Annotated in this window: 21 protein-coding genes; 18 read left to right on the top strand and 3 right to left on the bottom strand. The window is 68.4% G+C overall.

Annotated elements, in window-relative coordinates:
• Positions 1-67: 67 nt before the first annotated feature.
• The 3 genes from OP498_RS01530 (at position 68) to OP498_RS01520 (ending at position 3,534) form a co-directional block, all read left to right on the top strand.
• Complete coding sequence (locus OP498_RS01530) at positions 68-340, top strand: HU family DNA-binding protein (protein ID WP_106231210.1); 273 nt, start codon at positions 68-70, stop codon at positions 338-340.
• Positions 341-523: 183 nt separating this feature from the next.
• On the top strand, positions 524-2,359 hold the full coding sequence (locus OP498_RS01525) for a SurA N-terminal domain-containing protein (protein WP_280545738.1): 1,836 nt from the start codon (positions 524-526) through the stop codon (positions 2,357-2,359).
• Positions 2,360-2,508: 149 nt separating this feature from the next.
• Positions 2,509-3,534, top strand: a complete 1,026-nt coding sequence (locus OP498_RS01520) for a GTP-binding protein (RefSeq protein ID WP_280551712.1) — start codon at positions 2,509-2,511, stop codon at positions 3,532-3,534.
• Positions 3,535-3,691: 157 nt separating this feature from the next.
• On the opposite strand, the gene OP498_RS01515 is transcribed toward OP498_RS01520, so the two are convergent.
• Together OP498_RS01515 and OP498_RS01510 are read right to left on the bottom strand one after the other, a co-directional pair.
• A complete protein-coding gene (locus tag OP498_RS01515; RefSeq protein ID WP_280551710.1) occupies positions 3,692-4,453 on the bottom strand; it encodes a UDP-2,3-diacylglucosamine diphosphatase in 762 nt (253 codons plus the stop codon).
• Complete coding sequence (locus tag OP498_RS01510; RefSeq protein WP_280551708.1) at positions 4,453-4,950, bottom strand: peptidylprolyl isomerase; 498 nt, start codon at positions 4,948-4,950, stop codon at positions 4,453-4,455. Before OP498_RS01510 ends, OP498_RS01515 begins: the two co-directional genes overlap by 1 nt.
• A gap of 324 nt (positions 4,951-5,274) precedes the next feature.
• Here OP498_RS01510 and OP498_RS01505 point away from each other — a divergent pair, with 324 nt between their 5' ends.
• The 9 genes from OP498_RS01505 to OP498_RS01465 all read left to right on the top strand — a co-directional run bounded on the left by OP498_RS01505 (position 5,275) and on the right by OP498_RS01465 (position 18,166).
• Positions 5,275-6,987 carry a glutamine--tRNA ligase/YqeY domain fusion protein gene (locus OP498_RS01505; protein ID WP_280551707.1) on the top strand — a complete coding sequence of 571 codons (1,713 nt, stop codon included), beginning with the start codon at positions 5,275-5,277 and terminating at the stop codon, positions 6,985-6,987.
• A 14-nt stretch (positions 6,988-7,001) separates the two neighbouring features.
• On the top strand, positions 7,002-8,417 hold the full coding sequence (gene cysS, locus OP498_RS01500; RefSeq protein WP_280551878.1) for a cysteine--tRNA ligase: 1,416 nt from the start codon (positions 7,002-7,004) through the stop codon (positions 8,415-8,417).
• A 188-nt stretch (positions 8,418-8,605) separates the two neighbouring features.
• Positions 8,606-8,869, top strand: coding sequence for a helix-turn-helix domain-containing protein (locus OP498_RS01495; RefSeq protein ID WP_280545743.1), 264 nt, complete (start codon positions 8,606-8,608; stop codon positions 8,867-8,869).
• The gene (locus OP498_RS01490; RefSeq protein ID WP_280545744.1) at positions 8,866-9,117 is read left to right on the top strand and encodes a HipA N-terminal domain-containing protein; all 252 of its coding nucleotides are present in this window, start codon (positions 8,866-8,868) and stop codon (positions 9,115-9,117) included. The genes OP498_RS01495 and OP498_RS01490 overlap by 4 nt, the downstream gene beginning before the upstream one ends.
• Positions 9,111-9,902 (top strand): HipA domain-containing protein, encoded by a 792-nt coding sequence (locus tag OP498_RS01485; RefSeq protein WP_280545745.1) that lies wholly within the window; start codon positions 9,111-9,113, stop codon positions 9,900-9,902. The genes OP498_RS01490 and OP498_RS01485 overlap by 7 nt, the downstream gene beginning before the upstream one ends.
• Before the next feature lie 75 nt (positions 9,903-9,977).
• Positions 9,978-11,540 (top strand): TIGR02677 family protein, encoded by a 1,563-nt coding sequence (locus OP498_RS01480; RefSeq protein WP_280551705.1) that lies wholly within the window; start codon positions 9,978-9,980, stop codon positions 11,538-11,540.
• Positions 11,537-12,826, top strand: a complete 1,290-nt coding sequence (locus OP498_RS01475) for a TIGR02678 family protein (protein WP_280551703.1) — start codon at positions 11,537-11,539, stop codon at positions 12,824-12,826. Before OP498_RS01480 ends, OP498_RS01475 begins: the two co-directional genes overlap by 4 nt.
• Complete coding sequence (locus OP498_RS01470; RefSeq protein ID WP_280551701.1) at positions 12,819-16,937, top strand: TIGR02680 family protein; 4,119 nt, start codon at positions 12,819-12,821, stop codon at positions 16,935-16,937. The genes OP498_RS01475 and OP498_RS01470 overlap by 8 nt, the downstream gene beginning before the upstream one ends.
• Entirely contained in the window at positions 16,937-18,166 is a 1,230-nt protein-coding gene (locus OP498_RS01465; RefSeq protein ID WP_280551698.1) for a TIGR02679 family protein, read from the top strand. The genes OP498_RS01470 and OP498_RS01465 overlap by 1 nt, the downstream gene beginning before the upstream one ends.
• Before the next feature lie 30 nt (positions 18,167-18,196).
• Here OP498_RS01465 and OP498_RS01460 read toward each other — a convergent pair whose 3' ends face one another.
• Complete coding sequence (locus OP498_RS01460; protein ID WP_280551696.1) at positions 18,197-19,183, bottom strand: DUF1853 family protein; 987 nt, start codon at positions 19,181-19,183, stop codon at positions 18,197-18,199.
• 87 nt (positions 19,184-19,270) lie between these two features.
• On the opposite strand from OP498_RS01460, the gene OP498_RS01455 reads away from it, so the two are divergent.
• The 6 genes from OP498_RS01455 (at position 19,271) to OP498_RS01430 (ending at position 25,435) form a co-directional block, all read left to right on the top strand.
• Complete coding sequence (locus OP498_RS01455) at positions 19,271-20,200, top strand: ABC transporter substrate-binding protein (RefSeq protein WP_280551694.1); 930 nt, start codon at positions 19,271-19,273, stop codon at positions 20,198-20,200.
• 19 nt (positions 20,201-20,219) lie between these two features.
• Positions 20,220-21,368: an ABC transporter permease gene (locus tag OP498_RS01450; protein WP_280551876.1), complete on the top strand. Its 1,149-nt coding sequence runs from the start codon at positions 20,220-20,222 to the stop codon at positions 21,366-21,368.
• Positions 21,365-22,309 carry an ABC transporter ATP-binding protein gene (locus OP498_RS01445; RefSeq protein ID WP_280551692.1) on the top strand — a complete coding sequence of 315 codons (945 nt, stop codon included), beginning with the start codon at positions 21,365-21,367 and terminating at the stop codon, positions 22,307-22,309. Before OP498_RS01450 ends, OP498_RS01445 begins: the two co-directional genes overlap by 4 nt.
• A complete protein-coding gene (locus OP498_RS01440; RefSeq protein ID WP_280551690.1) occupies positions 22,302-23,030 on the top strand; it encodes an ABC transporter permease in 729 nt (242 codons plus the stop codon). The genes OP498_RS01445 and OP498_RS01440 overlap by 8 nt, the downstream gene beginning before the upstream one ends.
• Positions 23,031-23,235: 205 nt before the next feature.
• A complete protein-coding gene (locus tag OP498_RS01435; RefSeq protein ID WP_280551688.1) occupies positions 23,236-24,456 on the top strand; it encodes a thiamine pyrophosphate-dependent dehydrogenase E1 component subunit alpha in 1,221 nt (406 codons plus the stop codon).
• 1 nt (position 24,457) lies between these two features.
• On the top strand, positions 24,458-25,435 hold the full coding sequence (locus tag OP498_RS01430) for a transketolase C-terminal domain-containing protein (protein WP_280545757.1): 978 nt from the start codon (positions 24,458-24,460) through the stop codon (positions 25,433-25,435).
• Positions 25,436-25,442 lie beyond the last annotated feature (7 nt).

Below are 25,442 nucleotides of genomic sequence, written 5' to 3'. Positions count from 1 at the left end.
GATCGCGTCAGTCAGCCGAAAGTCTTGCCGATTAGAGCCAATTTACGAAAACGTCAAGGGGTGAAGTGTGAACAAATCCGAGCTGATCGAAGCCATTGCCGCGTCTGCCGACATTCCCAAGGCAGCGGCTTCTCGTGCACTGGATGCCATGGTCGAGACCGTGACCGACAGCCTCAAGAAGGGTGACAGCGTTTCCCTGGTGGGCTTCGGTACCTTCCAGGTGAAGGAGCGCGCTGCCCGCACCGGCCGTAACCCGCAGACCGGTCAGCCGATCGAGATCAGCGCTGCCAAGGTCCCCAGCTTCAAGGCCGGCAAGGCGCTCAAGGACTCCGTCAACTGAGTCGACGGCGCCTGCCGCACCACTGACGGTTGGTTCCATATCAGGCGCATCGCCCCGGCGGTGCGCCTGTTCTTTTGTCGGTTATCCCTTTTTCGGCCACCCGCATCGCCGCCGGCGTCGCGTAATGCCCGGTGATGCGTATAATGTGGCGCGACCCGACTCACTTGATCCGCAGAGGCCTGCATGCTGCAAAGTATTCGTGACCGCTCCAGGAGCTGGGGCGCGAAGATCATCATCGGTGCCGTGGTCGTGACCCTGGCACTCTTCGGCGTGGAATCGCTGGTCGGGCTGCTGGGCAACAGTGGCGACGAGGTCGCCGAGGTCAACGGCGAGGCGATCACCCGCCAGCAGCTGGAAATGGAAGTTCAGCGCGCGATCCGCAGCGGGCAGGTGCCGCCCGATCAGGAGCGCGCCCTGCGGGCCGAGATGCTCGACATGCTGATCACCGACCGCCTGCTGACCCAGTATGCCGAGGAGGGTGGCCTGCATGTCTCCGAGGAACAGCTGGATCAGCTGATCGTCAACCTGCCGGAGTTCCAGGATGCCAACGGTCGCTTCGACCGTGAGCTGTTCCGCAACCGTCTCGCCAGCGCCGGCTTCACGCCGCTGTCGTTTCGCCGGCAGCTCAGCGTCGACGTGAAACGCCAGCAGCTCCAGCAGGGCCTGGCGGTGAGTGACTTCACCCTGGAGGAGGAGCGCGAGCGCCTCGCCACCCTGCAGCGCCAGACCCGCAGTTTCCGCCACCATGCCTTGGTGCCGGCGGACCTGGAGACACCGCCCGAGGTCGACGAGCAGGCGCTGCAAGCGTACTACGACGCCCACCAGGCGGATTACCGGCGCCCCGAGCAGGTCCGGCTGAACTATGTGGTCCTCGACCGCCAGCAGATGGCCGAGGACGCCGAGGTCAGCGAAGAGGCACTTCGCGCGGCCTGGCAGGACGGCACCGCCGAGGCCGATCGCCGGGTGTCGCACATCATGGTGACCTATGGCGATAGTGACGGGGGTGACGCGCGTAGCCGCGAGGAGGCCGAGGCCCTTCTCGAGCAGGTGCAGCAGCGCCTCGCCGAGGGCGAGGCCTTCGCCGAGCTGGCCACCGAGGTCTCCGAGGACAGCTCCACCAGCGACGACGGCGGCGATCTGGGCGTCATCTCCCGCGGCTTCTTCGGCGAGGCGTTCGAAGAGGCGGCCTTCTCCCTGGGCGAGGGCGAGGTGTCCGAGATCGTCGAGACCGACAACGGCCTGCACCTGGTCAAGGTCACCGAGCTGGACCGTCCCGCCTTCGAGGAGAGCCGCGACCCGCTGCGTCGGCAGCTGGCCCGCGAGCAGGTGACCGATGCCTTCAACGAGAAGGCCCAGCGCCTGATCGATGACAGCTTCGCCGCCGAGGACCTGGCCAGCGTGGCCGAGGACCTGGGGCTGGAGCTGCAGCAGGGCGACTGGGTCGGTCGCGACAGCGCCGACGGCGTGCTCTCCGAGCCGGGCGTGATGGAGCAGGCCTTCAGCGACGATGTGCTGGAGGAGGGCTACAACAGCGAGGTGATCGAGCTCGACGAGGACCGTCGCCTGGTGCTGCGGGTGGCCGAGCATCGCGAGGCGACCACCCTGCCCCTGGAGGAGGTGCGTGACGAGCTCGAGGCGGCGGTGCGCCGCGAGAAGACCCGCGAGGCGCTGCTCGAGCTGGCCGCGGAACGCGTCGAGCGACTGCGCGCCGGCGGCTCCCTGGAGATCGCGTGGCAGCAGGCCGAGGCCGTCAGCCGCCAGGGCGGGAGCGACCTCTCCGATGCGCTGATCGAGGCCGCCTTCCGCCTGCCGCATCCCGAGGGTGACTCGCCGGTCTATGGCCATGTCGTGGACGGCCAGCGCGTGGTACTGATCACCCTGGACGAGGTGCAGCCCGGCGAGCCCAACCAGCAGATCGAGTCCTTCGTGGCCCGCATGGCGGAACGGCTTCGTGCCCAGGCTGCCATCCAGGGGCTGCTCGACGACCTGCGCGAGGAGGCGGAGATCAAGCGGCTGTAGGAGCCGCCAAGCGCCGAGCGCCGAGCTGCAAGCAAACCCCGAAGGTCATGGCCTTCGGGGTTTGTGTTTTCTCGAGAGCATCACATAGTGACGGCCGCTTGGCGCTTTATGTTACTCTATAACATCTATCCCTGCTCAGGAGGCTATCCATGCCTGCCCCCTTGGCCCATGTGCCTGTCCACCTGGTCACCGGTTTCCTGGGGAGTGGCAAGAGCACCCTGATACGCCGGCTGATCGAGCAGAAGCCAGAGGGAGAGCGCTGGGCGGTGGTGATCAATGAGTTCGGTCGGGTTGGGATCGACCAGGCGATGTTCGCCGAGCGCGACGACCTGGTGGTCAAGGGGTTGCCGGGCGGCTGCCTCTGCTGCCAGCTGGCCTTCGTGCTGCAGGCCTCGTTGGTCAACCTGTTGCATCGCCACCGGCCGGATCGGCTGATCATCGAGCCCTCGGGGCTGGGCCATCCTGCGGGGCTGCTGGACGTGCTGCGCGGCGAGGGCTTCGAGGGGGTGCTGGATGTCCGTGACATCATCGCGCTGCTAGACCCCCGGCGCCTGGACGACCCGCGCACCCGCGCCCATGAGACCTTCCGCGATCAGCTGGCCATGGCCGACGGGGTGGCCCTGACCATGACCGACCTGGCCACGCCCGACCAGCGTGAGGCGGCCCGCGCCTGGCTGGGCGAGTTCTGGCCGGCCAAGCGCTGGATCGCCGAGGCGCCCCACGGGGAGCTGCCGCTCTCCCTGCTGCTGGAGTGCCGCCCGCATGGGCGGCCGAGGGGAGCTGCCTCGTCCGTTCACCAGGCGGCCCATCCGACGGCGGCGACCCTGGTGCTGGACGAGGTCGCGTTTCGCGAGCCGGAACCCGGCAGGCCGCTGCGGGAGGAGGGCGCTTCGCTGGGACATGCCACCCTGGGGTGGCGCTGGCATGCCGCCGAGGTCTTCGACCTCGACCGGGTCGCGTCGCTGCTGGGCGCATTGCCCGCGGGGCTGCGCGTGAAGGGGGTGCTGCATACCGGCGACGGCTGGAAGCTCTACAACCGCGCCGATGGCACGGTCAGCCTCGCTGACGCCACCTGGCGGCTGGACTCACGACTGGAGCTGATCGGCGAGGCGGGCCACCTGCCGGCGGTCGAGGCGCTGGAAGCGAAACTGGCGGGCTGCCTGGCGAGTCGCTGAGGGCTCAGCGAGGGAGCGCTGCGTGCAGCACGATCAGGGGCCCAGTTTGCTATCGCCTTGCAAGCAAGGCTCCCACGACAACCTGTCCGGTGGCGCTATACCCTGTAGGAGCGCTCGGTTCGACGCCTCGACTTGCAGCGCGATCGAGAGCGCAATGTCAGGGAAGCGGGAAGGTCTGCAGCCGCGGCTCACTGCTGTCCTCGACGTCGATCTCCCAGCCCTGGCCGGGCTGCCAGTCGCCCAGCACATAGCGCTTTGCCGGCCGGCCATCGACCTCGAGGTCATGCACCGCGGGGCGGTGGGTGTGGCCGTGGATCAAGGTCGTGACGTCGTGCTCGGCCATCACCTTCACCACCTCGGCCGGGGTCACGTCCATGATGTCCTCGGCCTTGTTGGAGTTGGAATCAAAGGACTGCTCGCGCAGCTGCCTGGCCAGGGCGATGCGCTCCTGGATCGGCATCGAGAGTATCTGCTGCTGCCATAGCGGGTGGCGTGCCTGGGTGCGAAAGGCCTGGTAGGCCTCGTCGCGGGTGCAGAGGCTGTCGCCGTGCATCAGCAGGACCCGCTTGCCACCGAGTTGGACCACGCTCGGGTCGGGCAGTAGCGAAGCCCCGGCCTCGTTGGCGAAACGCTCACCCAGCAGGAAGTCGCGGTTGCCGTGCATCAGGTAGATGGCCGTACCGCCATCGGCCAGGCGCTTGAGGGCATCAGCGATGCGCGCCGCCAGGGTGGCGTTGCCGGTGGGGTCCTGCTCGCCCAGGTCGAGCAGGTCGTCGCCGATCCACGCCTCGAAGAAATCGCCGAGGATATAGAGGGCATCACAGCCCCGGGCACGCTCGTCCAGCCAGTGCAGGAAGCCCTCGGTGATATGGGGGGCGCCGGGGTGCAGGTGCAGGTCGGAAATCAGCAGGGTGGTCATCACTCTCCCTTCACGTAGGCCTTCTGGATGACCACGTCCTCGGCGGGCACGTCGGCGTGCATGCCGCGACGGGTGGTGGGCACCGCCTTGATCTTCTCGACCACGTCCATACCCTCGACCACCTCGCCGAACACGCAATAGCCCCAGCCCTGGACATTCTTGCCGCTGTGGTTGAGGAAGTCGTTGTCGGCGATGTTGATGAAGAACTGCGCCGTGGCGGAGTGCGGGTCCTGGGTGCGGGCCATGGCCAGGGTGCCGGTGGTGTTCTTCAGGCCGTTGTCGGCCTCGTTCTCGACCGGGTCACGGGTCGGCTTCTGGTTGAAGTCGGTGTCGAAGCCGCCGCCCTGGACCATGAAGCCCGGGATCACGCGGTGGAAGAGGGTGCCGTCATAGAAGCCCTCGCGGACGTACTGCTCGAAGTTGGCGGCGGTCTTGGGCGCCTTCTCGTGGTTGAGCTCGACGGTGATGTCACCGAAATTGGTCTGCAGAACGATCATCGATAAGTTCCTGTACGGTAAAGAGGAGTTGCCTTGGCGTTGCCCATGGCTGTGGCGCTATAATAACGGTTTTGCTTCCATGCGCGAAGCGAGTCCATTCCGAACCGGAAGTGTTCCTGGAGGCCTGCGGCGAGGGGCGCCGGGGATAAGCCGAAGAGGAGGTCCTACGCCAGGGATGGCGTCGGTAGCGCCCAGGGATGGGTTCACAGCGCCTCCTCGATGGTCCGGCACCCCGGGGCTTGTCGCCGGATCAGCCCCGAGCGGTGCAGGCTTCTCTTGCAGCACCGATCCGCCCCTCCCAAACCAGAGGTCGTTTTTTCCGACATGTCCACCGATACCACCAGCGCGCCGAATTTCATCCGCAACCAGATCCGCGAGGAGATCGAGGCCGGCCGTACCGGGAAGATCGTCACCCGCTTCCCGCCGGAGCCCAACGGCTTTCTGCATATCGGCCACGCCAAGTCGATCTGCCTGAACTTCGGGCTCGCCGAGCACTTTGGTGGCGACTGTCATCTGCGCTTCGACGACACCAACCCGGCCAAGGAAGAGCAGGCCTACATCGACGCCATCAAGGCGGACGTTCACTGGCTGGGCTTCGAGTGGGCGGGGCCGGTGCGCTTCGCTTCGGACTACTTCGACCAGCTCTATGCCTGGGCGCAGCACCTGGTGCGCGAGGGCAAGGCCTATGTCGACGACCTCTCGCCGGACGAGATCCGCGAGTATCGGGGCACTCTGACCGAAGCGGGCACGCCGAGCCCCTATCGTGAACGCAGCGCGGCCGAGAACCTCGACCTGCTCGAGCGCATGCGCACCGGCGAGTTCGCCGAGGGCGAGAAGGTGCTGCGGGCGAAGATCGACATGGCCGCGTCGAACATCAACCTGCGTGACCCGATCCTCTACCGCATTCGCCACGCCAGCCACCACCAGACCGGCGACAGGTGGAAGATCTACCCCTCCTACGACTTCACCCATGGCCAGTCGGACGCCCTGGAGGGGGTCACCCACTCGATCTGCACCCTGGAGTTCGAGGATCACCGTCCGCTCTACGAGTGGTTCCTGGACAACCTGCCGGTGCCGGCGACGCCGCGCCAGATCGAGTTCGCCCGGCTCAATGTCAATTACACCCTGACGTCCAAGCGCAAGCTCAAGTTGCTGGTGGACGAGGGCATCGTCGACGGCTGGGACGATCCGCGCCTGCCGACCATCTCCGGCATGCGGCGTCGTGGCTACACGCCGGCCTCGATCCGCAAGTTCTGCGAGATGATCGGCGTCACCCGCGCCGACGGCGGCCTGGTGGATATCGCCATGCTCTACCACGCCATCCGCTCGGATCTCGAGGACAACGCCCCTCGCGCGATGGCCGTGCTCAAGCCGCTGAAGGTCGTGCTGACCAACGTGGCCGAGGGTCACGAGGAGGTCTTTGATGTGCCCGGCCATCCGGCCCGCGAGGACATGACGGTGCGCAAGGTGCCGTTTACTCGTGAAATTTACATTGATCACGATGACTTCATGGAGGAGCCGCCCAAGAAGTTCTTCCGCCTGGCGCCGGGCAAGGAGGTGCGCCTGCGCAATAGCTACGTGATCCGCTGTGACGAGGTGATCAAGGACGCCGCCGGCGAGATCAGCGAGCTGCGCTGCTCCGTGGACTTCGACACCCTGGGCAAGAACCCCGAGGGCCGCAAGGTGAAGGGCGTGATCCACTGGGTCAGCGCGGAGCACGGCGTGCCCATGGAGGTGCGCCTCTACGACAACCTCTTCCTCGAGGAGCAGCCCGACAAGGGCAAGGATGCCGACTTCCTCGAGCACCTCAATCCCGAGTCGCTGGTCACCGTGCAGGCCATCGGCGAGCCGAGCCTGGCGGAGGCCGAGTCGGAGAGCCGCTTCCAGTTCGAGCGGGTGGGCTACTTCTGCGCCGACCGCCATGCCAGCCGTGATGGCCGGCTGGTGTTCAACCGCACCGTGGGGCTCAAGGACAGCTGGGCCAAGGTTCAGAAGCAAGAAGCCCAGAAGAAAGAACAAGACAGGAAGAAGGGGTGAAGGTGAGCACCGACATGCAGATCTACAACACCCTGACCCGTCGCAAGGAGCCCTTCACGCCCATCGAGCCGGGCAAGGTGCGCATGTATGTCTGCGGCATGACCGTCTACGACTACTGCCACCTGGGCCACGCCCGGGTGATGGTGGCCTTCGACGTCATCACCCGCTACCTGCGTGCCCGGGGCTATGACGTCACCTACGTGCGCAACGTCACCGACATCGACGACAAGATCCTCAAGCGCGCCGAGGAGAACGGCGAGTCGATCGCCTCGCTCACCGAACGCATGATCGAGGCCATGCACGAGGACGAGGCGCGCCTCTGCGTCTTGCCCCCGGATCGTGAGCCCCGCGCGACTCGGCATATCGACGAGATCGTCGCCATGATCGAGACGCTGATCGACAAGGGCTTCGCCTACGCTGCCGACAACGGCGACGTCTACTATCGGGTGCGTCGCTTCGAACGCTATGGCCGGCTGAGCAACCGCGACCCCGACGAGATGCGTGCCGGGGCGCGCATCGAGGTGGATGAGCACAAGGAAGACCCGCTGGACTTCGTGCTGTGGAAGGCGGCCAAGCCCGGCGAGGCCAGCTGGCCCTCGCCCTGGGGCGAGGGGCGGCCCGGCTGGCACATCGAATGTTCCGCCATGTCGACCTGCTGCCTGGGCGAGACCTTCGACATCCACGGGGGCGGGCCGGATCTGATGTTCCCTCACCACGAGAACGAGATCGCCCAGAGCGAGGCGGCCACCGGCCATGCCTACGTGAATACCTGGATGCACGCCGGGGCGGTGCGCGTGAACCATGAGAAGATGTCCAAGTCGCTGGGCAACTTCTTCACCATCCGCGAGGTGCTCGAGCATCACGACCCCGAGGTGGTGCGCTACCTGCTGGTGGCCAGCCACTACCGCAGCCCGATCAATTACGCGCCGGATTCGCTGGCCGAGGCGCGCAAGTCGCTGGAACGCTTCTACACGGCACTGGAAGGCCTGATACTCAACGAGACGATCGAGGCCGAGGCGTCCATCACCGGGGGCGACTCGCATTTTGAGGTGCGCTTCACGGCTGCCATGGACGATGACTTCAATACCCCCGAAGCGCTCTCGGTGCTCTTCGATCTGGCCCGCGAGCTGAACCGCGCCCGGAAGGAGGCGCCCGAGCAGGCGCCGGCGCTGGCCGCCGAACTCAAGCGCCTGGGCGGCACCCTGGGACTGCTGCAGCAGGATCCCGCGAGCTTCCTGCAGGGCGGGGGCGCTGCGCTGCCCCTTTCCGAGGAAGACATAGAGGCCAAGATCAGTGAGCGCGCTGCCGCCAAGAAGGCCCGGGACTTCGCTACCGCCGACGCCATTCGCGACGAGCTGGCGGCGCTCGGCATCGTCCTCAAGGATTCCCGCGAGGGTACGAGCTGGGTGTTCGAGACGCCGGAAGCCTGAGGCTCCCTGCCCAATACCTCCCACACGCCCGGCCCGCCGCAAGGTGAGCCAGGTGCTTTTTTTGATTTTCCCGATAGGGAAAGTTCCCGGGCTGAGCCCATGCTGGGTCAAAAATTATCCCTATCGGGATAAAAGACTGGCATGACTGGCAATGGGTCGGCTATCTTTCCCGTCAGGGAAAATTCGGGATGCCCACCATGGATACTTGCGCCGCCAAAGAGCCAACCATTCCAATTCGCGATTCAGCCGTTTTGGGACGGCTCATTCGCCGGGTGCGAAAGCAGCAGGGACTGACGCTGGAGACCCTGGCCGGCCTATGCGGACTGAGCATTCGCTTCCTCAGCGAGCTCGAGAACGGGCGTGAAACCTGCAGCCTTGTGCGCGTGCTCTGGGTGCTGGACGCCTTGGGTATCGAGCTGGCGGCTCGGCCGCCCGAGGGGTTGGAGCCTTGAAGCGCCAGGATGTGTTACACGTCTGGCGAGAGGAGCGCCTGGTCGGCACCTTGTGGCGGGGCCAAGGTGAGCGCCTGATCGGTTTCGAGTACGACCAGGTCTGGCGTGATAGCGAGCATGCCATCTCCTTCAGCTTGCCGCTGGAACAGCAGACATGGTTGCCTGAAGACCAAACCGCTCACCGCTGGTTCGGCAACCTGCTGCCGGAGGAGCAGGCGCGGGCGCCCAGGACAAGATTCCGGTGCTGATCGAGGAGGGCGAGATCAAGCTGCCCGTCGGGAGCACGCCCTCGTCCCATATCCTGAAGTTCGCCGTCGATGGCCGAGACCTGGTCATCCTTAACGAACTTTTTCTGAACACCCTGGCACGGCTTGCCGGCTTGGAGTGTCCTGTCACCACGGCGGGCGAGATAGAAGGACACTGGTATCTCCTCGTGGAGCGCTACGACCGGGAAGGTATCGGTACCCCCGGGCTGCGCCGAATCCACCAGGAGGACTTCTGCCAGGCCATGGGCTACTCGCGCATCGACAAGTATCAGGTGCCCAGCGGGCCGCGCTTCGCGCATTGCATCGCAACGGCTCGACACGCCTGCCGGCCGAGTGCCGCCTCGATACTGCATCTGATACGATGGCAGGCCTTCAACGTTCTGGTGGGAAACACCGATGGGCATGCCAAGAATCTCTCTCTCCTACAGGATGATCGAGGTCGCTGGCGGGTAGCTCCGGCCTATGATCTCGTGGGCACCCTGGTACTGGGCTATCATCCGGAACTGGCTTTCACCGTCGGTGAGCAAGCCAACTCGCAGCAGCTCCTGCCGCGAGACTGGCAGGCTTTTGCCAGGGAGTGCCGATTCAGTTATGCGCTCGTAAGGCGTGAGATAAGGGCACTCGCGCAACGGGTGGAAGCGCTTCTGGCGTCAGATGACCTGCCGCGTACCCTGATGGAGGCCGGCATGAACGAGCGTGGCTGGCGCAGGCTTCAGCAGCAGCGTCACCATATCGTCAAGCAGTGCCGCCGATCCGAAACGTGGTAGGTATCGATATGCCCCGCAATGGGCACAATGTTTCTCAAGCACCGTTTTAATGAAGTATCTTGAACGAGAGCCCACTTGGACTACACCCCCTTCAGCTACGTCACCGCCGAGAAGGCCGACCTCTATCGTGAGGTGATGCGCACCTTCGTCGAGGCCAAGTCACACTTCCTGGTGCACCTGCGCCCGGAGGATGTCCAGCAGCAGCTCGGCGAGCCGGAGCTGGCGACGGTGCAGGCGGCGCTGACCCAACTGGTCACCTGGGGCAACCTGGACGCCGAGCGCGACAATGCCCGGGTCACCAGTGTCGAGGACTACTACCGCGCCCTCTATGTCTACCAGATCACCCGCCACGGCGAGGCGGTGGAGGCGGCGCTGGCCACCTATGACCAGGAGCTGGGCCGGCGCGGCGCCCTGCAGAGCGTGGCGCTGGAGGATATCCGCGCCCGCCTGCGGGCGCTGCTGACGCTGGCCCAGAGCGAGGCACCGGATGCCACCCAGAGCCAGCTGCTGCTGCGCGACCTGGCCGGTGTCTTCGCCGATCTGGCCGAGAATGCCCGCGCCTTCATGACCGGCCTGAACCGCTCCCTGGAGAGTCAGGACAGCGATGCCGATGCCTTCCTGCTCTACAAGGAGCGAGTGATCGGCTATATCGAGCGCTTTCTCGGTGATCTGACCACCGCGTCCGGCGAGATCGCCGAGCTGATCCGCACCCTGAGCGGCGACGGTGATGGCGACCGAGAGCACCGCGAGGCGCCGGTGGATCGTCTGCTGCGCCAGGCCGCCGAGCGGGAACTGGCCGATCTGGCGCCTGGCGAGTCGCCGGATGACGGCGAAGAGCGCGAGCGTGCCTTTGCCGAGGCCTGGCGGCGCTGGCACGGCCACTGGGAGGGGCTGCGCGCCTGGTTCCTCGATCAACCGGGGCGCCAGGCCCAGGCCCGGCTGCTGCGCAGCAGTGCGCGCCGGGCGGTGACCCAGCTGCTGGAGATGGTCGGTCGACTCAACGAGCGGCGCATGGCGCGCAGCGACCGCTCGGCGGATTTTCGCACCCTGGCGCGCTGGTTCCTGGAATGCCAGGACGATGGCGAGGCCCACCGCCTGTGGCGCACCGCCTTCGGCCTGACCCCGGCGCGTCATCTGGTCATCGATGCCGAGACCAGCGAGCGCTGGCAGCAGGAGCCGGTGCCGGCCAGCACGCCCTGGGCCGAGGCGCCCGGCATCCAGGTGCAGCCCCGCCTGCGCGCCACCGGCAATTATCAGAAGGCCGGCCCCCCGCCCAAGCTGTACCGCCGGACACGGGAGCGCGAGCTTCTGGCCCGTCAACTGGCCGAGGAGGCCAGTGCCGCCCGAGCCGCGCGTCGGCAGCTGGTGGAGAGAGGCGCCGAGCGGCTCTCCGAGCTGGGTGAGTTGGGCGAGCTGGATGATGGCGCCTTTCGCCTGCTGCTCAACCTGCTGGGAGATGCCCTGGCGGCCAGCCAGGGCGATGACGCCCCGGTTACCACCACGACCGCGGATGGCAGCCTGCGCATCACCTTGAGCCCGCTGGGGCCGGAGTCTTCCGCCACCATCGTCACCCCCGCCGGCGCCCTGAGTGGCCGTGACTATCGCCTCGAGATCGTCGATCTGGAGGCGAGCGCATGATCGAGCTGAGCGATACCCTGGAGCGCCAGCGCCTGGAGGAGCAGCGCCGTGCCCTGAGGGCGCTGCTGGCCAGGCCGCTGATTCGTGCCGACGACTCGGCCTTTCCTCTGGTGCGCCGCCATGCCGCATCGCTGCGCGACTGGCTGGCCCGCGAGACCGGCTGGCACCTGCAGAGCGAGCGCGACTTCGTGCGCCTGCACAAGCGTCCCGCCGACAGGCGCGATGCCACCCGCCCGGCCCGGGTCGGCCGCGGCACCCAGCGCAAGACCTTCAACCGCCGGCGCTATGCGCTGTTCTGCCTGCTGCTGGCCGACCTCGAACGTGGCGATGCCCAGATCACCCTGGGCCGGTTGGGGGAGGGGCTGGGCCAGGCGGTGAGCGACCCGGCACTCGCCGAACGCGGCCTGGCCTTCACCCTGGATCATCAGGAGGCGCGCCGCGATCTCGTGGTCGTGGTGCGTCTGCTGATGGAACTGGGCGTGCTGGTGCGGGTGGCCGGCGATGAAGAGCAGTTCCTGCGCCGCGGCCTGGAGGGCGACGTCCTCTATGACGTCGACCGGCGCGTGCTGTCGGCCCTGCTGGTCACCGCGCGGGGGCCTTCGCTGGTGGCCCTGAATGGCGCCGATAGCGAGCTCGACCTGGAGGCGCGACTGCACGCCCTGGCCGAGACCTTCGTGCCCGACACCCCGGAGGGTCGCAATCGTGAGCTGCGCCACCGACTGGCGCGCCGCCTGCTGGATGACCCCGTGGTCTACTGGCAGGAGCTCGACGAGGACGAGGCGGCCTATCTGACCAACCAGCGCGGCGTCATGCTGCGACGCCTCCAACAGGCCACCGGCCTGGTGCCCGAGGCGCGGGCCGAAGGGGTGGCACTGGTCGATCCCGACGGCGAGCTGACCGACGAGAAGATCCCGGCGGAAGGCACCGAGGGGCACCTGGCGCTGCTGATGGCCGAACGGCTGGCCGCGGTAGGTCCCGACGGCGTCAGCCTGGACGAGGCGGAAGCCTGGATCCGGGGCTGGCAGCAGGACTATCGCCGCTACTGGCGCAAGTCGGCCTGCGAGCCGGGCGCCGCGCATGGCCTATGCCGACAGACCCTGGTGCGCCTGACGTCGCTGCGCCTGGTGGCGCGCCGGGGGGAGCGTATCCTGCCCCTGCCGGCCCTGGGGCGCTTCCGCGTCCAGCCGGCGGCCAGGCCCGACGACGATGGCGAGCAACTTTCCGGGCAAACGACGCGACAACCGACCCGACAACCCGACCTGGCGGACCCCTTGAGCGATGAGTGAGCTTCCCGAACCGCGCAGCCAGCGCTGGCAGCCCCTGCGCTGTGGCCTGGTGGAGATCTTCTACTACGACGAGGAGACCTTCCATTTCCACGATGGCCGCCTGCTGCTGCGCGGTAACAACGGCACCGGCAAGTCCAAGGTGATGGCATTGACCCTGCCGTTCCTGCTCGATGGCCAGCTGATCCCCTCCCGGGTGGAACCCGACGGCGACAGCGCCAAGCGCATGGAGTGGAACCTGCTGGTGGGCGAGTACCAGGAGCGGCTGGGCTATACCTGGCTGGAGTTCGGCCGCCAGGGCGAGGCGGGGCCCGAGACCTTTACGGTGGGCTGCGGCCTCAAGGCGGTGGCGGGGCGCCCCGTGCGTTCCTGGTTCTTCACCACCCCGCAGCGCGTCGGGCGCGACCTCTTCCTGGTCGAGAATGGGCGTAGCCTCAGCCGCGACCGGCTGATCCAGGCGCTGGGCAGCGAGGGACAGCTCTTCGATCGCGCCGCCGACTATCGGCGTGCCATCGACGAGGCGCTGTTCCACCTGGGTGAGCAGCGCTACGGCGCCCTGCTCGACCTGCTGCTGCAGCTGCGCCAGCCGCAGCTGGCCAAGAAGCCCGATCCCAACCGCCTCTCCCTGGCGCTCAGCGATGCCCTGCCGCCGCTGGGTCGCGGCCTGATCGGCGAGGTCGCCGAGGCCTACCGCAGCCTGGACACCTATCGCGAGGAGATTCAGGGCCTGGAGGAGACCGCCCGCGCCGTGGAGGCCTTCCTGGGGCACTATCGCCACTATGCCGGCATCGCCGTGCGTCGCCGCGCCGATACCCTGACCGGCGCCCACGCCGAGCATGAGCGCAATCGCGTGCAGCTGGGCAAGGATCGCCAGGAACTTCACGCCGCCGAGGCCGAACGCGACACCCTCGCCGAGGCCCGGCAGGCCCAGGAGGGCACGCTGCGGGACCTCGCGGCACGGCAGCGGACCCTGGAGGCCAGCGAGGCCATGCGCTCCGCCGAGGCGCTTGCCAATGCCGACGAGCAGGCCCGTCAGCGCGCCCAGCACGCCGAGAAGCAGGCGACGCTGTGGGAAAGGGCGCGCCGCGATAGCGAGCGGGCCGAGGCCCGTCTGCAGGAGGCCGAGCAGGCGCAGCAAGAATCCGCCGAGACCCTGCGCCAGCGGTGTGCGGAGAGTACCGAGGTGGCCGGGGCCGCCGGGCTTGCCGCCGAGCATCACCGGCATGCCGGCGAGCTCGAGGCGCACACTGCTGTCGATAGCGAGGCGCTGCAGCAGGCGCTGCGTGAGCTGCAGCGTCGTCGTCTGGCGGGCGTCCAGCACCTGCAGGGGCGTCTCGCGGAGGTGGAGCAGGCCGAGCGGCGCTTTCACCAGGCCGAGCATGAGGCGCGTCGCGAAGAGGAGACCCTGGCCAACCGCGAGGACGATCTGCAGGAGGCCGCCGAGGCCCGGGCCGAGGCGGCCGAGTCGCTGCAGTCGGCATGGCGCCGTCACCTGGAACGGCTGACCGAGCTGGCACCGGAGGACACGGAGGCGCTGCTGGCCGAGCTCGAGGGCTGGTGCGCTCACCTGGGCGACGCTGATCCCGCCGAGGCGGGGCTCTCCAAGGCGCGGGATGCGCTGCGCGAACGCCTGGGCCGGCAGCGCCTCACCCTGCAGCAATCGCACGACACCATCGAGACGGCGCGCCACGAACTCGAGGAGGAGCGCGCTCGCCTGGACGCCGGTGGCGAGTCCGCACCGCCCGCGCCCTACACCCGGGGCGAGGCGGCGCGCGAGGGGCGGCCGGGCGCGCCGCTGTGGCAACTGGTGGACTTCGCGCCCGAGCTGGCCGACGCGCCGCGTGCCGGCCTGGAGGCGGCCCTGGAGGCCGCCGGCCTGCTGGACGCCTGGCTGATGCCCGACGGCCAATTGCTCGCGGCCGAGACCTGGGACAGCCTGCTGGTGCCCGAGGCCGAGGCGCCGGGCACCAGCCTGGCGAACGTGCTCTGCCCGGACCTTCATGGCGAGCCGCCGGTGGCCCGTGAGGTGGTCGAGCGCCTGTTGGCGAGTATCGGGATAGGCGACTCCGTGGCCTTCGCCTGGGTAAGCGAGACTGGCCACTGGCGGCTGGGGCCGCTGCGTGGCCAGTGGGGCAAGCCGGCGGCGGTGCATATCGGCCATGCGGCGCGGGAGGCCGCCCGACAGCGGCGCCTGGCGGCCATCGAGGAGGAGCTCTCCGCGCTGGCCCGCCAGCGGGCTGAGATCGCCGCCGAGCTCGAGGCCCTGGCAGAGCGCCTGGCGGCGGCCGAGCAGGAGTGGCGGCAGCGGCCCACCGCCCGGGCGCTGCGCGACGCCCATGCCGGTGAGGCGGCGGCGCGCCGTGCCCGGGACCTGCAGGCCGAACGCCTGGAGCGGGCCCGGGAGGCGCTGGATAGTGCCCGTGAGGCGCTGGAGGCGCTGCGCGGCGAGCTCTACCAGGCCGCCGAGGATCTGCGCCTGCCCGCCGAGCGTGAGGCACTGGGGCGGATCGAGTCTGCCCTGGGCGACTACCGGCTGGCCATCGGCGAGCTGTTCCAGGCGCTCAGGGCGAATGACGAGGCGCGGCGACGCCATGGCGAGCGGGACGAGGAGACCGAGGCCGCCCGGGAAGCGCTGCAACAGGCGACGTGGGAGCACGCCGAAGCCGCCGAGCAGGCCAGGGAAGCCGAGGTGCGCCGGGATACCCTGCGCGAGTCCATGGGGGCCGAGGTGCAGGCCCTGGAGCACCAGCTGGAGGCGATTCGCCTGGAGCGCGAGCGGCTGACCCACGAGCAGCGTGCGCTCGAACAGCGCCACAGCGAGCTGCTCGGCAAGGTGGCGCGCTTCGAGGAGAAGGTCGACAACGACGAGCAACGCCTGGCCGAGCTGGACGGGCGACGTGTCGAGGCCATCGACGCCTTCCGCGCCCTGGTGGACGAGGGGCTGCTGCGTGTCGCCGCCCCCGAGGCCTTCGTCGAGCGCGAGATGCCCGCCTCCTGGGCGCCGGATCCCGCCGTGCGCCTGGCCCGGGCCGCCGCCCAGGCCACAAACCACCTGAATGCCGACGATGACAGCTGGCATGCCCACCAGGGTAGGCTGCACGAGCATATCAAGCTGCTCACCGACGTCCTGTCGCGTGGCGGCCACGATTGCCTGGCCGAGGCGCGTGACGACCTGCTGCTGGTGCGCATCGTCTTCCAGGGGCGGCGCCAGGACCCCGATGCCCTGGGGCGTCAGCTGAGCGAGGAGATCACCCAGCGTCAGGCACTGCTCAATGCCCGGGAGCGCGAGCTGCTGGAGAACTACCTGATCGACGAGGTGGCCAGCCATATTCAGGAGCGCATCACCGCTACCGAGCGCGATGTCATGAGAATGAACCGCGAGCTGGAGAGTCGCCCCACCAGCACCGGCATGCGCCTGCGCATCCGCTGGGAGCCGCTGAGTGAAGGGCAGAGCGCCGGCGGACTGACGGCCCCCGCGGGGCTGGCCGATGTCTGCCAGCGGCTGCGCCGCCAGGCTCTGGACGCCTGGTCCCCCGAGGATCGTGAGGTGGTGGGTGACTTCCTGCGCCGGCGCATCGAGGAGGCCCGGGCCAGCGACGAGGGCGGTGCCCTGCAGGAGATCCTCGAGCGTGCCCTGGACTACCGCTTCTGGCACCGCTTCGTGGTCGACCGCCATCAGAACGGCCAGTGGCGTCCGGCCTATGGACCTGCCTCCGGCGGGGAGCGGGCGCTGGTGATCACCCTGCCGCTGTTCGCCGCCGCGGCCAGCCACTACAGCAGCGCGCATTACCTTGCACCGCGAATGGTGATGCTCGACGAGGTCTTCGCCGGCATCGATGACGACGCCCGGGCGAAGAGCATGGGGCTGCTGGCCCAGTTCGACCTGGACGCCATCATGACCTCGGAACGCGAGTGGGGCTGCTATCCGGACGTGCCGGGCCTGGCCATCGCCCAGCTGGTGCGTCGCGAGGGGGTCGAGGCGGTCCACGTCACCCGCTGGCAGTGGGATGGACGCCGCCGGGTGCGCGACGAGGAGCCGGTATCCCAGGCACGCGAGTCTGCTCCCCTGGCGGCTGATGAAACAGCAGGTGGCGGCATGGACAGCCTGTTCTGATGGATCCTGAACGCCTGCAGCGTCTACTGGGCGGCCCCGAACTGGTCCGCCTGCGCCACAAGCTGGCGCGCAAGCTGCTGCGTGATGGCGGCGGGCGGCTCTCCCTGAGCCGGGTCAGCGACGCCGAACGGGCCGCCGTGGAGCGCCTGACCGGTCGATCTCCCCGCCAGGGCAAGTCGCTGAGCGTGGATCTGGAGGTCCTGTCCCAGGCGCTGTCACGCGCCAGGGTGGCCGAGAATCTCCGCGTCGCCCTGGAAACGTTGGACGGGCCGCTGGTCGATGATCGCGCTCGTCGAGAGGAGGCAAGTCGTCGTTGGGCCGCACTCATCGCCGGTTATCTCCGGCGGGCCGATGCCGTCGGACTGGGAGAGTGGCTCGAGGCGTTGCAGGCCAACGGGCTGCTCAAGCGGTTGGCGAGGGGCAATGAATCCCAGGGCCAGAGGCTTCTCGAACAAGCACTCGGCGTGCTGGAGCGCCTGCCGGTTCAGGGCCTGAGCCTGAGCGCCCTGGCGGCCGAGTGCCTGGGCGATGCCCATGGCCTGGATGCCGGCAGGCCGGTGGCCGCCCTGGTGCGTCGGGCCTTGGCGCGTCACTGGCGGGGCGGGGTCGCCCGGGTGGATCCCGATGAGCGCAGCATCTGGGCCCATGCCGGGGTGTTGATGGGCGGTGATATCACCAGCGCGGTGTTGACCTTGCGGCTTCCCGTGCGCCCCGGGCAGTCTCTGGATAGGGCCCTGTCCTGTTACTGCCAACAGGCGGAGCCGAGCTGGCTGACCCTGCGCCAACTGCTGCGGCATCCCCCGGCGTGGGAGTGTGCGGGGCGGGATGTCTTCGTCTGCGAGAATCCCGCCGTGCTGGCCGAGGCCGCCGAGCGGCTAGGGGCCGACTGCGCCCCGCTGGTCGCCACCTGGGGCCGGCCCGGCGCCGCCGTGCTCACCCTGCTGGAGCAGCTGGAGGCCGCCGGCGCCGTGCTTCACTATCACGGCGATTTCGACTGGGCGGGCATCAGCATCGCCAACGCCTTGCTTGAGCGCTTCGGCATGCAGCCGTGGCGGATGGGGGCCGGTGAGCTCCTGGGGTACGCGGATCTCGGCGGCACGCCCTTGGCGGGACGGCCGCTCGAGGCCCGCTGGGATCCCGAACTGTGCGCTGTCCTGGAGGCACGGGGCAGGGCGGTTCATGAGGAGCAACTGATTGACATCCTGCTCGGCGACCTGCGTGTCGGCTAATCCTGGCCCTCCCTCTCGAGGCGGCGAGCCTTATGATCGCGGCGGCAGCGGAATCTGCCGCGGCCAGTCATCGGCGACGACAACCACCCGGCGCCAGCCCATGTCGCGGTGCCACAGGGCCAACTGGACGGGGGCGGCCGGCTCGCTGAAGTGCTGGGCCAGTTGGGCCTCGAGGTTGCGCAGCGACTGCAGGGCGTCGCGACGGGGCAGGGCAAGCCAGTGGGGCTTGTGCAGCCAGGCGCCTCGGGTACCCCGGGGCAGGCCGTCACGCAGCCGTTGCCACTCCCGGGCGAACAGCCAGCGCCCCTGCAGGTGGTCGGGGGTGGCCTCCCGCGGGGTTGGCAGTGGTGCATGCCAGGGGTAGAAGAGCACCCCGGGGATCGCCAGCCGCACGGTCAGGGGCGCCGCCGCCCTCTCCCGCCCAGGGGGCGAATGGGGCGAATGGGGCGACAGCAGCGGTGCCAGGGCCTCGCGAGCCTCGGGGGAGCTGGCGAGCCTGAGCTGGTGGCGATGCAGGTGCTCGCGCTTGGCGGCCAGGCTGTCGGCCCCGCCCGGACCGATCCAGCGGGCCTGGCTATTCGCCGACCCCGGCCCCTGCGGCAGGCCCAGGTAGAACTTGATGGTGACCTCCAGGTGCACCGGCCTGGGGTTGTCGCGTCGAGAGTAGAGCAGGTCCAGCTCGCCCAGGGTGCGCTTGCCCTGATGGATGCGCAGGTTGTGGGCCAGCAGCCGGGTGCCGGGCGCCTCCGCGAGCAGGAACTGCCAGAGCCGCTCGTGGTAGAGCCCCATGCGCCCCTTGAGGGCCGGGGCCAGGTGCGCCTCCAAGGCGTCGGGTGCTGCTTCCAGCGCATCGAGCCAGGCCGCCAGCTGGCCGTCATCGGCGAGGCCCAGCTCGCCACGCGACGGACGCCCCGGCCAGGGCATCGCGATCAGGTCAGGGGCCAGCAGGATCCACGCCAGGTCGCGAACCAGCGGGTGGTGGCAATGCTCGAGGCATCCGCTTGCGGATAGGGCCATGCTGATGTCCAGACGTTGATGGGGGGTCTGACAGCCAAGCTGTACAGGCCTTATACTCAGCATACATTCACAAGGAACCGGGTGAACATGATGATTCGTACGCTGATTTCCAGCCCTCTGTCTCGCGGCGCGGCGCTGGCCGCCGGTACCCTCATCGCCCTCTCGGCCCAGGCGCAGGATCCCGTGGTGGTCTCCTCCAAGATCGATACCGAAGGCTCGGTGCTTGGGCAGCTGATCCTGCAGCGCCTCGAACAGGGCGGTATCGAGGTCGAGGATCGCCTCCAGCTGGGCGGCACCAGCATCGTGCGCGAGGCGCTGATCGCCGGCGAGATCGACCTCTACCCCGAGTACACCGGCAACGGTGCCTTCTTCTTCGACATGGCCGACAGCCCGGTATGGAACGATGCCGACAAGGCCCTCGAGACGGTGCGCGAGAAGGATCGCGAGGCCAACGGCCTGGTCTGGCTGACGCCGGCCGAGGCCAACAACACCTGGGCGATCAGCGTGCGCGGCGAGCTCGCCCGCGAGCATGACCTGGCAAGCCTCGAGGACCTGGCGGCCTACCTCGACGACGGGGGGGCGTTCAAGCTGGCCGCCAGCGCCGAGTTCGTCGAGTCGCCCCAAGCGTTGCCGGCCTTCCAGGAGGCCTACGGTTTCACGCTCTCCGAGGCGCAGCTGCTGGTGCTCTCCGGTGGCAATACCGCGGCCACCATGCGCGCCGCGGCCCAGCAGACCAGCGGCGTCAATGCGGCCATGACCTACGGCACCGACGGGGGCTTGCAGGCCCTGGATCTGGTGGTCATGGACGACACCCTGGGGGTGCAGCCGGTCTACCAGCCCACTCCGGTGGTGCGCGAGGACGTGCTCGAGACCTATCCCGAGATCGCGTCGCTGCTCGAGCCGGTCTTCCAGGCCCTGGACCTCGAGACCCTGCAACGTCTCAATGGTGACGTGGCGGTGAACGGCCGGGATCCCGCGGCGGTCGCCGCCGACTTCCTCGATACCCTGGACGACTGAGGCCGCCTTGCGCCCGGACATGCCCGGCCCCAACGTCGTCCTGCTGACGCTTTCGCTGGTCGCCCTGGCGGCCTGGCTGGGACTGGACACGGTCAGCCTGGCGGCCAACCGCATCGTGCCCGGCACCGGCTATCGGGTCTTTGATGTCATCGGGGTGGGCGGCGCCCTGGCCACGAGCCTGCCCTGGCTGGCGCTGGCGGGGCTCGCCTGGCGCCCCGCCCGACACCGCCTCGCCCTGGCACTCACGCTGGTGGTGCTGATGCTCTCGGCCCTGCCGGCCTGGCTGTCGCTGTCGGCCGTTACCCTGGTCGACAGCGCCCAGGCCCGGCTGGGCATCGGCGCCGGCATCTGGGTGGTGCTCTTCCTGCAGCTGCTGGCCATGATCGAGCTGCGCCGTCGCCTGGACCTGTCGCGACTTATCGGCTGGGCATTGGTGTTGCCCGCCGTGGCCAGCGCGGGGCTCTGCCTCGCCCGCTGGCTCGAGCCCCTGGCGCTGTGGCAGGAGTACCGCGGCCGCAGCGGCCAGTTCCTGAGCGCCGTCGGCGAGCATTTGCTGCTGGTCGGGGTGGCGGTGGGCACGAGCCTGGCGCTCGGCGTTTGTCTGGCGCTGGCCATGCGCCGCTGGCCCGGCGTGCAGAGGGCCGGCTTCGGCTTGCTCAATGTCCTGCAGACGATTCCCAGTATCGCGCTCTTCGGCCTGCTGCTGGCGCCGCTCGCCTGGCTGTCGGCGAACGTCGACTGGCTGGCGGCACTGGGGGTCAGCGGCATCGGCCGGGCGCCGGCGCTGCTGGCACTGGTGGGCTACAGCCTGCTGCCCATGGTGCGTAACACCTTCGTCGCCCTGGAGGCGGTGGACGCCGGGGTGATCGATGCCGCGCGCGGCATGGGCATGAGTCGGGGCCAGGTGCTTCGCCAGGTGCGCCTGCCGCTGGCGATGCCGGTGATCCTCGAGGGCATCCGCATCACCACGGTACAGGCCATCGGGCTGACCGCCGTGGCCGCCCTGATCGGTGCCGGCGGCCTCGGCACCTTCATCTTCCAGGGGCTCGGGCAGGCTGCCATGGACCTGGTGCTGCTGGGGGCGCTCCCCATCCTGTTGCTGGCGCTGCTGGTGGATGCCCTGCTTGGCGCCCTGACCGACATCCTGCGCCCGGGAGGGGCCGAATGATCGACCTGATCCATGTCACCAGGCGTTTCGGCGCCGCTACCGCGGTGGACGATATCTCGCTCAGCGTGGCCCAGGGTGAGCTCTGCGTGCTGGTGGGGACCTCCGGCTGCGGCAAGTCGACCACGCTGCGCATGATCAACCGGCTGATCGAGCACAGCGAGGGTGAGATCCACATCGATGGCCAGCAGATTCGCCGCTTCCGCGAGGAGACCCTGCGTCGGCGGATGGGCTATGCGATCCAGAGCACCGGGCTCTTTCCCCACTGGACGGTGGCCCGCAATATCGGCCTGGTACCGCGGCTGCTCAAGTGGCCGGCCACGAGGATCCAGGCACGGGTCGAGGAATTGATGGCGTTGCTGGGGCTCTCCATGGAGGCGTTTGCCGGCAAGTATCCCCACCAGCTCTCCGGTGGCCAGGCGCAGCGGGTGGGGGTGGCCCGGGCGCTGGCCGCCGATCCGGATATCCTGCTGATGGATGAGCCCTTCGGCGCCCTGGATCCGATCACCCGGGAAAGTCTGCAGGACGAGTTGCGCGAGCTGCAGGCCCGGCTTCACAAGACCATCGTTTTCGTCACCCACGACATGGACGAGGCGCTGCGCCTGGCGGATCACCTGGTGGTGATGCATCAGGGGCGCATCGTGCAGCAGGGCCGGCCCCTCGAACTGCTGCGCGAGCCGGCGGATGACTTCGTCGAGTCGCTGCTGGGGGGCGAGGACCGTGGCCTGAAGGAGGCGGCGCTGCTGCCGGTCAGCCAGCGGATGCTGCCGCTGGGGCCGCGCCTGCTGGCGCGCGAGCGGATCGGCCAGCGGGCCAGCCTGCGCGAGGCGCTGTCGCTGATGCTGTGGCGGCACGCCGAACGGCTCACCGTGGTGGACGACGACGACCTGCCGGTGGGCGAGCTCTCCCTGCGTCGCCTGGTGGGAGCACGCAGCGATGACTGAGTGGCGCCGCTGGGCCGCGCCGCTGGGCTGGCTGGCGCTGCTGCTGGCGGCAACGCTTGGCATGGGGCAACTGGAGGGGCTGTTTCGCTGGATCGAGTCCGACAGCCGCCAGGTGATCTACGAGCGTGCCGACTTCCTGACCCTGCTGGGTCGCCACCTGCTGGTGGTGAGCGTGGCCGCCGTGCTGGCCATACTGATGGGCGTGGGGGCCGCCATCGCCGCCACTCGCCGCTGGGGGCGGGACTTCCTGCCGCTGGTCAGCCAGCTGGCTTCCATCGGCCAGACCTTCCCGCCGGTGGCGGTGCTGGCGCTGGCGGTACCGGTGCTGGGCTTCGGCACCCTGCCGATCATCGTGGCGCTGCTGCTCTATGGCCTGCTGCCGATCGTGCGCAACACCCTCGCCGGGCTCGAGGGCATCGACCCCGGCGTCATGGAGGCGGCCCGCGGCATGGGCATGAGCGGCGGCCAGATCCTGCGCCAGGTGGAACTGCCGCTGGCCGCCCCGGTAATACTGGCCGGGATCCGCACCTCGGTGACCATCAACATCGCCACGGCGGCCATCGGGGCCACGGTGGGGGCGAGCAACCTGGGCGACCCGATCATCTCGGGCATCGTCAACGGCAATACCGCCTATGTCGTCCAGGGGGCGCTGCTGATCGGGCTGCTGGCGATCAGCGTGGACAGCCTGTTCAGCCGCTTGCCGATCGCCACCCGCGGCTGAGGGGGAACCCCCACAAGGTGTCTCCGGAGCCAGGCTGGGCAAGGAGGTTTTGTGGGAGTCGTGATTGTCCTTGCGGCGTTGGGTGTCTGGTCAACGCCATCAGTTTACGTTAACGTCAATGCTGTTGCGTTGACCGCTGCCGGGGTGACCCTCTGGCGGAGCGGCCTATTAAGGACAACACTGCCCTCAAAAGGGGCACAGGACCATGACGATGACAACAACACCGGATATCCACGAGCCGACCTTTCTGGCCGGTGACGAGTTCAGCATTCCCACCTTTCGGCTGCTCAAGCAGGACGGCACCCTCCACGAGGGCGCCCGAGCCCCCGATCTGGAGCATGACAAGGCGCTGGCCATCTATCGCGCCATGGTGGCGACCCGCGTGCTCGACGAGCGGATGCTCGCCGCGCAGCGCCAGGGGCGGCTCTCCTTCTACATGCAGTGCACCGGCGAGGAGGCCGCCGTGATCGGCGCCACGGCGGCGCTGGATGATGCCGACATGATCATGGCCCAGTATCGCGAGCAGGGCGCCCTGGTCTATCGCGGCTTCACCTTCGACGAGTTCATGAACCAGCTGTTCGGCAACGAGCTGGATTACGGCAAGGGCCGCCAGATGCCGATCCACTACGGGTCGCGCAAGCTCCACTACATGACCATCTCCTCGCCGCTGGCCACCCAGATTCCCCAGGCCACCGGTTACGCCTATGGCCAGAAGCTCGCCGGCGATGGCCAGTGCACCACGGTGTTCTTCGGCGAGGGCGCCGCCTCCGAGGGCGACTTCCACGCCGCCCTGAACATGGCCGCCGTGCACGAAGTGCCGGTCATCTTCTTCTGCCGCAACAACGGCTATGCGATCTCCACGCCGTCCATCGAGCAGTTCGCCGCCGATGGCGTGGCACCGCGAGCCTTCGGCTATCGCATGCATGTCATCCGCGTGGATGGCAACGATATCCTGGCGGTCTACTCGGCCACCCGCGAGGCGCGCCGGATCTCCGTGGAGCACAACAAGCCGGTGCTCATCGAGGCCATGAGCTATCGTCTGGCCGCACACTCCTCCTCGGACGACCCCTCCGGCTATCGCTCGAAGAAGGAAGAGGAGGCCTGGCGCGAGAAGGATCCCATCCTGCGCATGCAGCGTTGGTTGATCGATCTGGACTGGTGGAGCGAGGAGGAGGAGAAGGCCCTCCAGGAGAGCCTGCGCCGCGAGGTGCTGGAGACCATGAAGCGCGCCGAGAAGCGTCCGCCGCCGCCCCTGGACAGCCTGGTGACCGATGTCTATGCCGACGTCACCCCGGAGCTGCAGCGTCAGCTCGACGCCTTGAAGACTCATATCCGTCTGTACCCGGAGGCCTACCCGAAGGGTGCGCGCTCCCTGGACCCGGACGTGCGTGCCGGTGACGACGTCGCTGCCAAGGGAGGGGAGTGAGATGCCGACCATGAACATGCTGCAGGCCATCAACAACGCCCTGGACATCGCCATGGGCGAGGACGACAAGGTGCTCTGCTTCGGCGAGGACGTGGGCAGCTTCGGCGGCGTCTTCCGTGCCACCAGCCACCTGCAGGAGAAGTACGGGCGCGCGCGCTGCTTCAATACCCCGCTGGTGGAGCAGGGCATCATCGGCTTCGCCAACGGCCTGGCCGCCCAGGGCTCGGTGCCAGTCGCGGAGATCCAGTTCGCCGACTACATCTTTCCGGCCTTTGACCAGATCGTCAACGAGACGGCCAAGTTCCGCTACCGCTCCGGCGATCTGTTCAACGTCGGGGGGCTGACCATCCGCGCGCCCTACGGCGGCGGTATCGCCGGCGGCCTTTACCATTCCCAGTCGCCGGAGGCCTACTTCGCGCATACGCCCGGTCTCAAGGTCGTGGTACCCCGCGACCCCTACCAGGCCAAGGGCCTGCTGCTGGCGTCGATCCGCGACCCCGACCCGGTGATCTTCTTCGAGCCCAAGCGCCTCTACCGTGCCGCCGTCGGCGAGGTGCCGGAGGAGGACTACCAGTTGCCCATCGGCGAGGCCGAGGTGACCAAGGAGGGCAGCGACGTGACCCTGGTGGGCTGGGGGGCTCAGATGGAGGTGATCGATCGCGCCGTGGAGCTGGCCGAGAAGGACGGCATCTCCTGCGAGGTGATCGACCTGCGCAGCCTGCTGCCCTGGGACCAGGACAGCGTCGCCGAGTCGGTGTTCAAGACCGGCCGGTTGGTGGTCACCCACGAGGCGCCGCGCACCGGGGGCTTCGCTGGCGAGATCGCCGCGGTCATCCAGGAGCGCTGCTTCCTGTACCTGGAATCGCCCATTGCCCGGGTGACCGGCCTGGATACGCCCTTCCCGCTGACGCTGGAGAAGGAGTACCTGCCGGATCACCTGAAGATCGTCGAGGCCATCCGCGCCAGTGTGAATTTCTGACGACCGG

The organism is Halomonas sp. 25-S5 (genome assembly GCF_029889845.1).
Classification (GTDB): Bacteria; Pseudomonadota; Gammaproteobacteria; order Pseudomonadales; family Halomonadaceae; genus Halomonas.
This window is presented reverse-complemented; position numbering and strand designations above follow the sequence as displayed.